Origin of the sequence: Nostoc sp. CENA543, assembly GCF_002896875.1 — a bacterium.
GTDB lineage: Bacteria > Cyanobacteriota > Cyanobacteriia > Cyanobacteriales > Nostocaceae > Trichormus.
Genome location: NZ_CP023278.1, coordinates 2743268 through 2758860, shown reverse-complemented (window position 1 = coordinate 2758860; position 15593 = coordinate 2743268). Strand labels below are relative to the sequence as shown.

Annotated in this window: 11 protein-coding genes; 7 read left to right on the top strand and 4 right to left on the bottom strand. The window is 40.8% G+C overall.

Annotated features, from left to right (window positions below; genetic code table 11):
- The first annotated feature begins 141 nt into the window (after window positions 1–141).
- Window positions 142–1599, top strand: a complete 1458-nt coding sequence (locus CLI64_RS11445; protein WP_103140681.1) for an NAD(P)/FAD-dependent oxidoreductase — start codon at window positions 142–144, stop codon at window positions 1597–1599.
- A 23-nt stretch (window positions 1600–1622) separates the two neighbouring features.
- On the opposite strand, the gene CLI64_RS11440 is transcribed toward CLI64_RS11445, so the two are convergent.
- On the bottom strand, window positions 1623–3764 hold the full coding sequence (locus CLI64_RS11440) for a hypothetical protein (protein WP_103137347.1): 2142 nt from the start codon (window positions 3762–3764) through the stop codon (window positions 1623–1625).
- A gap of 312 nt (window positions 3765–4076) precedes the next feature.
- Between CLI64_RS11440 and CLI64_RS11435 the strand changes: the two genes are divergently transcribed.
- Both CLI64_RS11435 and CLI64_RS11430 read left to right on the top strand, forming a co-directional pair.
- Window positions 4077–4877: a DUF1963 domain-containing protein gene (locus CLI64_RS11435; protein WP_103137346.1), complete on the top strand. Its 801-nt coding sequence runs from the start codon at window positions 4077–4079 to the stop codon at window positions 4875–4877.
- Window positions 4878–4901: 24 nt separating this feature from the next.
- The gene (locus CLI64_RS11430; protein WP_103137345.1) at window positions 4902–5426 is read left to right on the top strand and encodes a hypothetical protein; all 525 of its coding nucleotides are present in this window, start codon (window positions 4902–4904) and stop codon (window positions 5424–5426) included.
- Window positions 5427–5441: 15 nt separating this feature from the next.
- Here CLI64_RS11430 and CLI64_RS11425 read toward each other — a convergent pair whose 3' ends face one another.
- Window positions 5442–6194 carry a lipopolysaccharide assembly protein LapB gene (locus CLI64_RS11425; RefSeq protein WP_103137344.1) on the bottom strand — a complete coding sequence of 251 codons (753 nt, stop codon included), beginning with the start codon at window positions 6192–6194 and terminating at the stop codon, window positions 5442–5444.
- A 215-nt stretch (window positions 6195–6409) separates the two neighbouring features.
- Between CLI64_RS11425 and CLI64_RS11420 the strand changes: the two genes are divergently transcribed.
- Together CLI64_RS11420 and CLI64_RS11415 are read left to right on the top strand one after the other, a co-directional pair.
- Window positions 6410–7201: a cysteine hydrolase family protein gene (locus tag CLI64_RS11420; RefSeq protein WP_103137343.1), complete on the top strand. Its 792-nt coding sequence runs from the start codon at window positions 6410–6412 to the stop codon at window positions 7199–7201.
- A gap of 3 nt (window positions 7202–7204) precedes the next feature.
- Complete coding sequence (locus tag CLI64_RS11415) at window positions 7205–7660, top strand: cupin domain-containing protein (protein WP_103137342.1); 456 nt, start codon at window positions 7205–7207, stop codon at window positions 7658–7660.
- A 239-nt stretch (window positions 7661–7899) separates the two neighbouring features.
- Here CLI64_RS11415 and CLI64_RS11410 read toward each other — a convergent pair whose 3' ends face one another.
- On the bottom strand, window positions 7900–9108 hold the full coding sequence (locus CLI64_RS11410) for a DUF4336 domain-containing protein (RefSeq protein ID WP_374703962.1): 1209 nt from the start codon (window positions 9106–9108) through the stop codon (window positions 7900–7902).
- Between the two features lie 218 nt (window positions 9109–9326).
- Between CLI64_RS11410 and CLI64_RS11405 the strand changes: the two genes are divergently transcribed.
- Window positions 9327–10004, top strand: a complete 678-nt coding sequence (locus tag CLI64_RS11405; protein ID WP_103137340.1) for an ATP-dependent Zn protease — start codon at window positions 9327–9329, stop codon at window positions 10002–10004.
- Window positions 10005–10233: 229 nt separating this feature from the next.
- Here the strand turns inward: CLI64_RS11405 and CLI64_RS11400 are convergent, their stop codons facing one another.
- Entirely contained in the window at window positions 10234–11271 is a 1038-nt protein-coding gene (locus CLI64_RS11400) for a GGDEF domain-containing protein (RefSeq protein WP_103137339.1), read from the bottom strand.
- A 1432-nt stretch (window positions 11272–12703) separates the two neighbouring features.
- Here CLI64_RS11400 and alaS point away from each other — a divergent pair.
- Window positions 12704–15346, top strand: a complete 2643-nt coding sequence (gene alaS, locus CLI64_RS11395) for an alanine--tRNA ligase (protein WP_103137338.1) — start codon at window positions 12704–12706, stop codon at window positions 15344–15346.
- Window positions 15347–15593 lie beyond the last annotated feature (247 nt).

The following is a 15593-nucleotide window of genomic DNA, read 5'->3' as shown; positions in this document are numbered from 1 at the left end:
CGTTGGTGTTAGCGTAGCGTTATTTTTTAACACCCCTATCGTCTCAACCTAATTATCCCTTAGTTGTACTTCTACCAGAAATGAAAGTGCTAGAATTAATATCTAAAATTTGCGTTTTTTGATCCAATGATCAATCAGCAGATGAATAATTTATACAAAAAAAATGTTGTCATTATCGGAGGAGGCCCTGCGGGATTAGGTGCAGCTTTAATGTTAGCTAAAAGAGGCTGGAAAGAGATTACGGTTATTGAAAAAAGACCATCAGCAGATTATTATGAACCAGATAAATCATTTAGTTATCAAATTGATGGTCGAGGTCAGAAATTCACCGATTTATTAGAGCTAACTACTAAACTCGCTGATTTGAGCGTCCCTAACACTGACTTTTACTTAACCATTATCCAAAAAGACGGCACACGCAAAACAAGTAAACTACCCATTGCCGATTCTCAACGCAAAACAGCCTACTGGCTACCAAGAGCATCGTTTGTACAATTACTTTATCAAGAAATTCAACAGCGTTGGTCAGATAATATTCAGGTTCTATTTAATACTGAATGTGTAGAGATTAAACAAAATCTAGAGCGTTTAGAAGTTGTTACCCAATCTTCCACAGGGGAAAAACAGACCTTCATGCCAACCTTGATAGTAGGTTGTGATGGATTAAACTCTATTGTCCGTCAAACTCTTAATGAAATGACAGGTCAATCAGATTTATTTGGGATGCAAAAATTTTCCTCTCCTAGTGCTGGTCTAAAATATAAAGTCCTTACCTTACCGCCTCAATTCCCTTTATCAGAAAGCGAAGGGGATGTATCACAATCTACGATGGCTTATGCTATTAGATCCGCTTTTAAGGAACGTAAAAAAGCCATTTCTTTGGGATTATTACCATTAAAGAATCAGGAACAGCCAAGAACGGCAAATATTATTACCTATGGAGATCATGACATCTGGCAATTAAAAACCAAAGAAGAGGTTGAAGATTTTTTTAAACGAGCTTTTCCCCAGTTACCCATAGAAAAAATTATGCTTCCTGAAGAAATAGCTAGATTTACGTCCAGTGAAGGGGGTAAATTTCCCATGCCTCAATACTGTTCAGGATTGTATAAAATCTGGGGTAAACCGGAAATCAACCAAGGAACAGCCGTAATTTTATTGGGAGATGCAGTTCATTGTTTTCCTCCCGACATCGGACAAGGTGTTAATTCTGCCTTAGAAGATATCTATATTTTATGGGACTTATTAAACACCAATCAAGATAATATTTCTCAAGCACTGCCTCGCTATCAAGACCTAAGACATCCAGATATTAAAGCCTTAATTCGTTTAGTACAAATTAGTTATCCTTGGCAATATAATCAAGATATTTTGCAAAAAAGACTGTGGAGTATTAATTTTTTTGCACGCTTAATTTTGAATCGTTTATTACCTTTTTTATTCAGTAACCACTCCTTTTTATTGATTCAGAATCATGAACTTTCTTATTCAGACATTCTCGCTAAAAGTGAGCGTACTACTCAATTGTTATGGGTGTTGGGAGGATTAATTATATTGATTTTATTCTTGGGGTTGATGAATTTAATTAACCTCATATAATACCAACTTGGGATTTGGAATTTTTATGATTGATTATCAATACCACAACCGTAGCTTCTTTTAACATTACGAGGAATAGAAGGACGGCACCAAACTCGATTATTGCCAACTGCATGGTTAATTACTAAATCTTGCAGATTGATATCTACTTCCTCCAGCTTGTTTTGGTTATATTTTTCTGGAACTAAGAAGTAATTATCGTTGCCGCCACCATCAATAAATAAGCCTAAAGTGAGCATAATTTGGCGCAAACCAGATGCACCCTCAACAGAAGATTGTCCATAGGCGGGTTCGGCAAAAGTTAGATAAGTATCATCACCTTTTTTATCCCAGAAAACGCCAACGCCATTAACATCGGCACTACCTAATATTCCGTGATGTCCTAAGTAATAATCGTTGCCTGCACTGTCCTCAAACCAACCAATACTCCAATCACGACCTTGACCTAAACTCTGAGAAATTCTCACATTATAGCGATCGCTGCCACTATCATCTTGATAAATACCGATAGCAAAGTGGGGTGAACCTCCCAAGCTATAGACTCCGCTACGGTGGTAATCATCTCCGGTTTTGTCTACTAATACGCCTAAGCTATACCAATAACCTGTTCCTTGGCAGTAAATATCACATTCGTAGCGGTCATTGCCTGTAGCATCTATTAACATCCCGATACCACCAGCCCAGCTATGACCATCATTGTAATCTGCGCGTCTACCATAGGCAGCACCTTGAGCAAAATGAATGTGTTTTTCTGAACCGAAGGGGCCACCATTAGGATATTTATCTTCCATGCCGACGTAATGATCATCACCATCACTATCTAAAAGTAGCCCTACTCCTTTAGTAAAGCCGTAGCCTTGGCCGTATCTATATAAAGAATAGCGATCGCTGCCTTGATGATCAATTAGCACTCCTGTGCCGAAACTACCACTACCTTGCAAGTTAGCCAGGCCGCGATAGGTGTCTTCACCTTGCGCGTCATTCAGAATGCCTGTACCAAAAATCCCTACACCTTGGCTGGTATACTCTGCCTCGTAAGTGTCATTACCTTGCATATCCATTAGCACCCCATAGCCGAAGATCCCTGCACCAAAACTGGGAACTTTTCCCTGGGGACTGGAATAATGATCATTACCTGCTAAGTCAATGGTGACGCTGACACCGTGGCTGATATTTCGATTTGCCGCACCACCAGAGTAAGTATCGTTACCTGCAAAATCGACTATGAGTAAATAATCACCAGCAGGATAGACATGATCACCTTGACCACTGATGACAATTTGTCCTTGGGGTGTATCTACAATGTAATCTTCATCACCCAACCAGGAACTGAAATTTAGTTGACTCAATTGATTCTGCAATCGTTGTGTGGCACTAATAGCTAAGATAGCTCCTGTATTGAGGAATTTAAAATCAACGTTATCAAGTAGAGATTCGATTAAAATTACCTGTTCTGGAGTCTCATCTTGTGCTTGAGCAGTGCTTTGGTTGACAGTTTGAAGTACGTAGTCAACCACATTACGATAAGTCGTGTCGGCATCCAATTGTAATTTTTTGAGCGATCGCAAAATTCCCAATTCTCTGTAGTGCAGGACATCGGGTATTGTGAATAAAAACTGGGCTATCTCAGAGCGTAATTGTGATGGTAAGGCTTGATATTGCTTTGTTTTGAAACTCTCAACAGATTTACCAGTTAATTGACCTAAACTCACAGCCAAGGCATCATCGCCCAATATTTTAACTTTTTGTTGGTATTTGCTTAATAAATCTCGATTCAACGCCGGATTCATACCAGCATCAATTCTTCTGTGGACACTAGCAGTTACTAAAGCTAAATCTGATTTAGCCGCTAATAAGTCTTGACTCATGGTGCGGGTGTAACTACTAATTTTCCAAGGATTGTCAAAAAACAAATCCAGCATTTTAACTCGATATTGATCGCCACCCCATAAAGCCATATCTTTTTGATCTCGTTTGAGATCATCAGGCGTTAATTTAGCAGATGCTAGTGCTTGCCGAAACAATGCGCCTTGTTCGGTTAAATATTCCGTAGTTATGGCATTAGCACTGTATCCAGAAATTACAAGCCAGCATACCAGTAAGCTAGTGAGGATTAATTGGGTAATTGGTTGTGGCAGCGATCGCCTGAGTTGGCGGAAAATCATTGATTATATAAAACTTATCGAGGTTTCGTCGGTTATATGCCATACATGAGGATAACCGCAATCAGCTGTTGTACTTTATTAGTGTTCGCAGGGGTGCAGGGGAGAGAGTTTACAGCTTGATAGACTAATGAAATTCTGTCTAATATTGCGCTAACGGTATCCGTATTTTGGCGGACACCCTACTGACGTTAGTTGTCTCTTCGTTTACAGTTGTGTTATCAACAGAAGGCTTGATTAATGACAAAAGCAACGGCAGACAATTTGCATTAAAAACAGCTTGAAAACCATAAAGACTCTAAAAATAAGAACACAATGGATACTCCACCTCTTCTGCGTGATTTACCATCTCAGTTCGAGCCACTGCGACCTTTTCTAGAATCCGACTTGCAACCCTATATCAAAATCCATGTGGGAGAAGAGGTTGAATGGCTGAATGCGGCTTGGGATGGAGATCCCTTAGCACCCTGGGAGAGTAAAATTGGAGGCTACCCTTACCTACCGCCAGGAACAGACTATCCCCGCGATCGCGAAACAGGTGAGATGATGATGTTTCTGATGCAGGTAAACTGTGCGGAATTGCCAATCATCGACGGGTTGAACTTACCACGAAAGGGGATTTTGCAGTTTTACTCTGGCTTAGATGTGCCGATGGATCAGCTGAGTCCTGAACAACATCGTATTCTCTACTTCCCTGAAATTATTCAGGACAGAAATAACTTAATCACTGACTTCAGCTTTTTAGCAGAGTTTGCTTACCAACGAGAGTGGTATGAGGAAATTTACTCATTAACCTTTTCTGTACAACTAGGTGTATTTTGTGTTACTCGCGATGGGTATGGTAAGACCTTCGATATTCCTGAAGCACTGAAAACGCTCTATCACGAATTTGAAGTTGATAGACAGGTAACAAGTGATCTGCGTGTCAATAAACTCGGTGGAGAAGTAGAGTTTCACTCCTATGTCAGCGAAACGGTAGGAGAGGCGAAAGGACAATTGCTCTTGGAACTTAACCACCCATATGACAGTTGTGATTATTTTTACTTTTTTATTGAGGATAGTGATTTAGCCAATTTAGACTTTAGCAAGGTCGAATCTTATTTTATGCGTACATAGGAAGAAAACAGGTGTGATTAAACCATGCAAGATTACCTACTGCTAGTTTTCATTGTCAGTCCCTTGATTGTCGCTGGAGTCATTGCTTTTATATCTAGCCAATCTCTGGTATCGGTGGTGCTGGTGCTGTTAGGAGCGATCGCCGGAGCAATTTTGACTGTGCTGTCGGGGATTTTCTGGCTGCAAATGCTTCACGCTGAATGGATAGAATCCCAAGCTGCGGGGTTTATTTTCCTGCCTGTTGTACTACCTTTTTTTGCTTATACGGGGGCGATCGCTGGAGCTTGCCTAGTAGCTATTTTAGCTATTTACAGCAGACATCATTCTTCATCTTGTTTATTTCAGGCGATCGCCATTGGTTTGACCATTGTACTGGCTGGATTGATCCCATCTGCGATCGTAAAGCTGCCATTATTTTTCGGAACAACAACAGATGTGAGTGGAATCACTAGTAATTTTTTGATTGTACCTGTTTGTGCAATGGTTGCTGGGGTAGCCAGTTCCTGGCTTGCAAGTAAATTGGCGAATTTGTTTGTAGGCACTACTTAAGAATTTTGCTTATAACTATAACTGCTGATGCAAGGTATTAATAAATTCACTAACTTCTCTTTCACCCTCTTTCTCTCCTCCGGCTTTCAGTATTTTTAAAGCTTCTTCGGCTGTGCGTAATGCTTCCCTAATTTTGCCGCGTTTTTGTTGTGTAGTGGCTATTAGATAAAGACTTTGGGCATCTTTTCTGACATCTTGTTGTACTGGTTTTTTGCCAGGTTTCTGCTCGACATCACCTATTCCAGCAGTTAGCGAGCCTATGCGAATATTTTGGATTTCAGCTATTTTTCTAGTAATTTTTAAAACTTGAGGATAATTTCCCTGATCAGCATATATAGTTCCTAGAGCAATTAGTAATTCGGGTTCAATGAAAGATTTTTTCTCTGCCGATAAATTTGATTGATTGAGTTTTGATTGAGCTAAATATGAATATTCAATTGCTTTTGGATAGTCATTGATTTCGATATAAATAATCACAATGTTATTTAGTGTTCGGATTTCTTGCTCAATATTGCCGTTGGTGCGATATTTTTTTAAATCTTGTTGCAATATCCCTAATTGTTGTTGCCACTGATTTTTTTGAGCTAAGAGATTATTGGCATCTTGGGGATTTTCAGTTTGTGAGTTGACATTTGCGACTGATTGGCCAGAAACTTGAGTTTCTTTTTCACTATTTTCACTGTTACTCAACAGTGTTTGACTAGTTAAAAATAAAATCCCTGTGATAACCGAAGCTATGGAAAAGATAGTGATATAGTATTTGATCATTGCTTTTATTTATGCTGAGGGGTTCGTAGTTGCGATTGATCGCTTAAATAAAGGACTAAAGCCTAACTACAAACTTTAAAACTAATGCCATAGACCAATAGCTTGTATTTTTATCCTACTGATTCCAAGATATTCAATTCAAGTTTAGTTAAGTAATTTAACTCTCAACATGATTTCACGCTACAAAATAGAAATATTGTTGGGTATGGCAATTTATGAATCAGCCTTTGCGGATGTTGGGAGTTGCACCGAATGCGTGGATGGTGAATCAGGCGATCGCAGATATCACCCGTCCCCCAAAAACTCCATATCCTGTCATCCTTTCCACAGAAACCAAAACCCTACGCTTAGACTTAGCAAAAACAGCCATCCTCGTCATTGATATGCAAAACGATTTTTGCCATCCTGATGGGTGGTTAGCGCATATCGGTGTGGATGTGACTCCGGCGCGTCAGGCGATCGCACCTTTAAAAAATTTACTCCCAGAACTACGCACAGTCAATGTACCCGTAATTTGGATTAATTGGGGGAATCGTCCCGACTTACTCAATATCAGCGCGGCTTCTCGCCATGTCTACAACCCCACAGGTGATGGTGTGGGTTTGGGTGATCCATTGCCGAAAAATAGTGCTAAGGTACTAACAGCAGGGAGTTGGGCGGCGGCTGTAGTTGAAGAACTTACCCAATTACCAGAAGACATTTGTGTTGATAAATACCGCATGAGTGGCTTTTGGGATACGCCTTTAGATAGCATCCTCCGCAATTTAGGAATAACAACATTATTTTTTGCTGGTGTGAATGCGGATCAATGTGTATTAACAACACTGTGTGATGCCAATTTTTTAGGCTATGACTGCATTTTAATTAAAGATTGTACAGCTACAACATCTCCCGATTATTGTTGGCTAGCAACGTTATACAACGTCAAACAATGTTTTGGTTTTGTCAGTGATTCACAAGCAATTTTCACAGCTATAAATCATCCTGAAAGCACAGGAGGGGAATGATCAATGCGCGCTACTCGTTGTGTAATTCCGATTATTAAATCTCCTCAAGATTATCAAGTATATCGCATTAGCCCCCACGATACGAATCGGTTAGCAATTATCTTTGATTCCACAAATGCTAACACTTCTTTGACTTGCTGTTTAGAAATTTTTGATGTGGGTGGACAAACACCACCAAATCGCCATCAGTGGGCGATAGAAATGTTTTTCGTCTTAAAGGGTGAAGGAATGGCGATTTGCGATGGGAAGAGAGTTCCGATTCAAGCTGGAGATAGTTTATTAGTACCGCCAACTGGAACTCACTTAATTAGAAATACAGGTAATAGTCGATTGTACACATTAACAATTATGGTTCCTAATGAAGATTTCTCGGAACTAATTCGCAGTGGTATACCCTTGGAGTTAGATGCAGAAGATTTGGCTGTTTTGGGGAGATTAGATGCTTTAGTGTCTTGCTAATTGTATGGAAAACCTCTCTCTAAATCTCTGTTCATTGTTCTGGAATTGCTTCAAGTCTACGACCACTCCTTTGTGATGACTGTATAACGAGACAACATTGACAATTTCACACCACACTAGACTTGAGGTCAGGATGATTTCTAGTTTAATTTTTCTCTGATTACAATCAATTAACCCTAGGGGTTAGGGGGAATATGAATGTACTAAATATTACAGCCGAATACAGTTCAAACACCCTCTTAATTTGAAAGTCCCTTAGCTGGCGTGGCGATACCTCGCTGCACTAGATTGTTTTCTAAATCCTTGATGAATTGCATATCTGTTTCTAGTAGAGGTTGCAAATTTATCCTAGAGGGGTTGTTCTCCAAAAAAGCAAAGGCTTGGCGAAATTGATCAGGATTAGCTGCAAATGGTGCATCAAAATGACAGGCGATAATCTGCTGAAAATCCCATTTGGCAACTCGATTTGCCCAGTCAATTACTTGATTCGGGTCTTGGGGCAGAATCAGAGTTTGTAAAATAGGGGCGACAAATGGTCTACCATGACCTCGCAGTGCGTTAAATGAATGCTGCCAGTTTTCTTGCCAGCGAAACGGGAATAAGCCAAAGTAAGCTTTATGTGAGTGATCTGGTGCTTGCATCGCATCACGAAACATCTGCCATAAACCAGTGATTTGCAGCGCGCTAGGACGGAAGTAAACGGCAAATAAACAAATGCGTTGCCATCCTTGGCGGCGGTTGGTGGGGTTATCTGCTATTGTTTGCTGTGCGTGTTCTCTGGCGTGGAATAGCAGAGGGTAGGGGTCTAATTGGCTAATGGTGGGTGGATCTTCGGGTATGGATAATACTGTATCAGTAACCAGGAGAGTACGCGATCGCTTATGCAACATCGCCACTTCTACAAATGCGCCTCCCCCCAAATTAATGTCTAAAATTGCATAGTCTAACTCATCACCAAAGGGAGCTTGACTACTATCCTCTGGTAATATCTGTGTGCGTTTTTGGGGAAATCCTAGCCAACTCAGGGGCATATTCCAGGGGAAACTCCACTGGTGAGGGGCAATGAATACTTGGGCTTGGGGAAAACATCTCGCAAATGGCCCTACAAATACTTTATGTTCTAAACCTGAACTAGTTGGTAAAATAATGTACTTAACTTCTCCGTGCCTAGCGACCAACTCCTTAACTAGTTTGATACACTCTGACGTTGCCGCTACAGGTGCATAAACTAACAAACCACCTGCATCTAGTTTGATCACCGTCATGCGAATGGGAACTATAGCGTAGAGAATGCCATGCAGTTGATCAAATGTCCAAATAGTATCTTTAACTACTTCTTGACAAATTGTCCGCCGTTTGTAGTAGGGATAAAGTGGCAAAGCCAACCAGAACGGCCAAAACCAATCTTGAGGATTCTCACTTATTGACTTTACCCGTGATGTCATCATCTTTCAGTGTTGGGGATTGGGGATTGGGGATTGAAGACTAAATTTGATTTTGAAGCTCCTTTTTCATTTTTAACATTGAGATATGCAACGCATTGATTAATATAATTTAAGAAAGATTAAGCTCAAAATATAGTAAGTATTCAAGTGCTGAGTGCGAAGTCATTCTTCCCCTGCTTTACCAGTCTCCAGTCCCCAATCCCCAATCCCCAGCCCCCATTATGAGCCAAACTGCCCTGAATCTAGTTGCCATATCCGTGTTTCTGATGACGTTATCGGCATTGTTGGGGCCTTTAATTAACTTATCCCCTGCAATTCCGGCAATTACGACCTTCACAATTTTGGGTATAGCTACTATTGATAGTTTCAGTTTGCAAGGTAAGGGTGGTGCGCTGCTGTTAGATTGGATTGCGGGATTTTCTCCACAACATCGCGATCGCATTATTCACCACGAAGCTGGACATTTCCTAGTCGCCCACTTGTTGGGAATTCCCGTCACAGGCTATACCCTCAGCGCGTGGGAAGCCCTAAAACAAGGACAATCAGGCCTTGGTGGTGTAACTTTTGATGATCAAGAAATAGCTTTGCAACTACAGCAGGGCAAAATCACCACCCAAATGCTAGATCGCTACTGCACTGTTTGGATGGCGGGGATCGCCGCAGAAAGCTTAGTTTATGAACGTGCGGAAGGTGGTAATGATGATCAAAGCAAGTTAGCTAGTGTGTTAAAAGTTTTGGGTTTTTCAGAATCAACCTATCAACAAAAGAAAAGATTTCACGCCCTACAAGCGAAAACTCTTTTACAAGAAAACTGGTCTAGTTACCAAGCTTTAGTCCAGGCGATGAGACAACGCGGTACAGTTGCAGACTGCCAAAAAGCTATTGTGACAGAGGTGTAATAGGTAGTATTGTTTTGAGCTTCTGGAATAGCCTATAAATCTGGGCTTTCAATCTAAAATCCGTCTTGAAAAGTTTCCTACGGCGGGAAACCCGCCTACAGAACTTTTGTCTTCGACACGCTACGCGAACGCAAAATCCAAAATCCAAAATAGGTATAAGGGTGTAGGGGAAGAATACTTGATATTCATTCGTTCCCCTATACCCCTATACCCCTATAGCATCATACCCTTACACCCCCATACCCCTACTGATTCCAGAAACAGTCTCTAAACTGGAAGCTTGAGAATATTGTCCCCAAGTAATGACCCTGTTTCTACCAGATGCTTTTGCAGCCAGGAGACACTGGTCAGCACGATGTAACAAATTTATCCCTTTTTCGTCGTCGTCGGGTTGCAAAATGGCTACACCTAAACTAATGGTGATCTGCAAATGTAACTGACTGTTAATTGCAAAGGTTTGTTCTCTAACTATCCGGTTCAGACGTTCTGCGACAGTTAAAGCTTCGTCACCGTTGGTGTGGGGTAAAAGTACAACAAATTCTTCTCCTCCATAGCGAAAAGCTGTGTCTTGACTACGTAAATTATGACGTAGCCGACTACACAGTAATTGCAACAGGCGATCGCCTACTAAATGCCCATGCTGATCATTTACTTTTTTGAAAAAGTCTACATCCAAAATAATCAAGCTTAGGGGAGTATCTTGACTACGGGCTTTATTGATTTGTCTGGGTAAATCCCATTCTAGGGCGCGACGATTATTTAAATCTGTGAGTGAATCTGCTAGGGCGATCGCTGAGAGAATATCATTTGTGTTCATCAACTCACGATACTTTTTGACTTTCCGCACACCAACTGTTAATTGACTGAGAATTAAAATTTTGGTGGCAGTTGTTAGACGATTATTAGTCTCTTCAGTTAATAACCAAATATAGGCATCTGCACCTTGATTTAGTGCATTAGCCATCATCTCGAACTCCCACTCCCAACTGCTTAGGCTTTTATCGATTAGCTGCTGAGGACGATCCTCTAGCAAAATACAATGTATCCAGGATAGCTGGTTTTGTTCTTTCAACCACCGACAAACTCTGATGCTATCCTGACAACTTGCCTGCACAAATATGACATCTGGCTGCACAATTTGGATGTGCAACACTGCCTGATTAAAGTCAATAGACACTTTTAAATTAAAAGTGCTGGCATCATGAATCTGATCAGGAAGCGTGGCAAGAAATTCATGACTTCCAAAGACCAGAATGCTGGTTTTCATTGCTGTGCTTTTCGCCTTTATTCTTGCTAATATTTGAGTTTATTTCTGCCAAATCTATGGATTTACTCTTCTCCAATTATGCTTGTATATATATATACATTCTTAACTCAAAAAAACTAAAATTCTGAAAGCTTAATATCCTCTTAATACCTGTGCATGAACATAATGGAAGCCGAATTATATTCACTGATTTTAATTAACAAATTAATCCAGTTTTTTATTTTTTAAACAGTGAAAATACTGAACATTACTAGGGAATCGTATTAATATCTTTTTTTGTAAATGTGTGATTATTTAAGACAGCTTAAAACAATCATAAATGTATGGTTTAAACTTCAAAAAAATCAAATATTACATACATACAATTATGATAGTAATGCTCAAGTCTAAAGCATCAGTATAAATAATGAAAAATACATATTTTTTTGCTTCACATATACAATACATCTATACGTGCTTTCGCGTAAAAACATCGCTTTATTATGGAATTCACACAAAAAATATAAATTTTACTGTAAAGTTATATACCTCTATACAGATGTAAAATTTGAGTAAAAACCAAGCAAATATCCTGAAGGAATATTCACTCTTTTTTCTATGAAAAGCTAGTCGAACAATAATCTAGTGAAGCTGGGTAAATGCGGTAATCAAACTAGTAAGCCACAGTGTGGTGAAATTGTATTTGTGTATGGATATGTTGCAAGTTGTAAAAGAAAATTGGGGATCAAAATTTTTGTAAGATAAATGGCTTGCCCCGCATCTAAATTTTAAATTCTTCTGTGTAGGCTGTTAAATATTACTTATCAACTGTTAACTGTTCCAGCAACCTATGAATTAGCACCTGGAATCAGTCAAAATTACTTATAGGAATCTACTGGCATTGGGGAAAATCCTGGTGTATATACATTGTTTGTGTCAGATTTGAGATATTGCAGATTTACGTACTGGATATATTTTTAATGCTGAATTTAAATTCAACCGAGTATTTCCTGTAATACGTATTTTTATATAGCTATATTAATCACTTTAAAATCAAGAATTATTACGTAAGTCAAGGTTTAACTGAATTAGTAGTTATGCAATGATGGTTGAGTTCTACATCTGCTGTCAGGCAGATTCCAGAAATCATACAGACATAGAACTGCTGAAAAACCGCAAATTTGTGGCAGCAAAGGGAAACAAAATGCAAAAATATATAGAGTTCTGTGAGCAGTAGCGGGATGTTGACTAGTGTGCTGTTAGCGGTGGCGGGGTGTTAAGCCCGTAAACATACTAGACTTTAGGCTCTAGTTCCTATTACAGCAAGGCGTAAATAAAGCCCTTATCATGACATAGGCAAAAAGCTGATTAAATAACTATTCTTTTTTCTTAACTTTTGCCTGCTTCTACTAACCCCTACTCGTTAAATAAAATTAGTTTGTCATTTCTTCCCATGTCTTCAAACCCCCAGTCCATCGGCGGTAACGAAATCCGCGCTAAATTCCTTAACTTCTATGCTCAAAGGGAACACCAAATTTTACCCAGTGCTTCCCTAGTACCAGAAGATCCTACTGTGCTGCTGACGATCGCGGGGATGCTACCATTTAAACCGATATTCCTGGGGCAGCGCACACCAGAATTTAAGCGGGCGACAACTTCCCAAAAGTGCATCCGTACTAATGATATTGAGAACGTCGGACGCACGAAACGGCATCATACATTTTTTGAGATGCTGGGTAATTTTAGTTTTGGTGACTATTTTAAAGAACAAGCGATCGCTTGGGGATGGGAAATCTCTACGGAGGTGTTTGGCTTACCCAAGGAACGTTTAGTAGTCAGCGTTTTTGAAGAAGACGACGAAGCCTTTGCTATCTGGCGGGATCAAATTGGTGTACCAGCAGCCAGAATTAAGCGTATGGGTGCAGATGACAACTTTTGGGTATCTGGCCCGACTGGCCCCTGTGGCCCTTGTTCCGAAATATATTACGATTTTCACCCAGAACGGGGCGATGACAATATAGATTTAGAAGATGACACCCGATTCATCGAGTTTTATAACTTGGTCTTCATGCAATACAATCGGGATGCCGAAGGTAACTTAACACCCCTGCAAAATAAAAACATCGACACTGGTATGGGTTTGGAGAGAATGGCGCAAATCCTCCAACAAGTACCGAATAATTATGAAACAGATTTAATTTTCCCGATTATCGAAACAGCCGCCAAAATCGCGGGGATCAATTACCACAGCAGCGACGAGAACACCAAAGTTTCTTTAAAAGTCATCGGGGATCACGTCCGTTCCGTGGTTCACATGATTGCAGATGAAATCCGCGCCTCTAATGTGGGGAGGGGTTACGTATTGCGGCGATTAATTCGGCGGGTGGTGCGTCATGGCAGATTAATTGGCATTACAGGCGAATTTATTAACCAAGTGGCGGAAACTGCGATCGCTCTTTCGGAATCAGCATACCCCAATGTGCGCCAAAGAGAAGCGACAATCAAAGCCGAACTGCAACGCGAAGAAGCGAATTTCCTCAAAACATTAGATAGGGGTGAGAAACTCCTAGCGGAAATCATCGCTGAGGTGAAAAAGCAAGGTAGAACCGTGATTAGTGGTGAAAGTGCGTTTAGACTGTACGACACCTACGGCTTCCCCCTGGAACTTACCCAAGAAATCGCGGCGGAAAATCACCTCACTATTGATGAAGACGACTTTAATGTCGAGATGCAAAAGCAAGTCGAACGCGCCAAAGCCGCCCACGAAACCATCGACTTAACAGTACAAGGTTCTCTCGACAAACTTGCGGAACATATTCACGCCACCGAATTTTTAGGTTATACCCAACCAGCCGCAACAGCGAAAGTTGAAGTTTTATTAGTTGATGGTGTTTCCCAAGAAGCCGCCGAAGCCGGAACAGACGTGCAGATTGTCCTCAACCAGACCCCATTCTATGCCGAATCTGGGGGACAAATCGGCGATCGCGGTTATATTTCCGGCGATGGCGTAGTTGTGCGCGTCGAAGATGTGAAAAAAGAATCCGACTTCTTTGTCCACTTCGGACGCATCGAACGCGGAACACTGTGCGTAGGCGATATCGTCACCGCCCAAATTGATTGGGCTTGTCGTCGTCGCGCCCAAGCCAACCATACAGCCACCCACCTGCTACAAGCGGCGTTAAAGAAAATCGTCGATGAGGGCATATCTCAAGCCGGTTCTTTGGTATCCTTCGACAGACTACGCTTTGACTTCAACTGTCCCCGCGCCTTAACACCAGAAGAAGTTCAACAAGTAGAAGAACAGATTAACACCTGGATTTCTGAAGCCCACTCCGCCAAAATCGAAGTATTACCCTTAGCCGAGGCGAAAGCGAGGGGTGCTGTGGCGATGTTTGGAGAAAAATACGGTGATGAAGTCCGCGTCATCGATTTCCCTGGTGTATCTATGGAATTATGCGGAGGTACGCACGTAAGTAATACTGCTGAGATTGGCGTATTTAAGATTATTACTGAAGCTGGTGTGGCTTCTGGAGTGCGACGAATTGAAGCGGTATCTGGCCCCGCTATCTTAGACTACTTAAATATACGGGATAAAGTAGTTAAAGATTTAAGCGATCGCTTTAAAGTCAAACCCGAAGAACTACCAGACAGAATCACCACCCTACAAAGCGAATTGAGAAACGCTGAAAAGCAACTAGAAACGCTCAAAGGACAATTAGCGATCGCCAAATCCGACAGCTTGTTACAAACCGCAACAACTCTAGGCGAACATAAAATTATCGTCGCCGAATTGGAAGGCGTTGACCCCGAATCCCTAAAAACCGCCGCCGAACGCTTATTACAAAAAATCGGTAACGGTGCAGTAGTCCTGGGTTCAGTTCCCGAAGCCGGAAAAGTCAGCTTAGTTGCAGCCTTTAGCCCCGAAGTTAACAAGAAAGGGTTACAGGCGGGTAAATTTGTGGGTGCGATCGCGAAAATCTGCGGTGGTGGTGGTGGTGGAAGACCAAACCTCGCCCAAGCCGGCGGACGCGACGCAAGCAAATTACCAACCGCCTTAGAACAAGCACAGAGTGATTTAAATTCCGCCTTGGGTTAGTTGTAAATTCTTCTAACTAGCCAGGTAAATATATTAAGAATTTTTGTGATGGGTTATAGTTTTGCTTAACCCATCTTTATATTTACCTTCTAAACAAATTGTACTTACCGTATCCTAAATAAAATATATACTTTTTTACAAAGAATAAATACTTAAGTCATTAAATAATCCTCTTATCAGATCGTAAAGATAGATTTTTAGAGCAAAAATTTTAAATACCTCAAGTCTTTAATTCACAACGGATAGA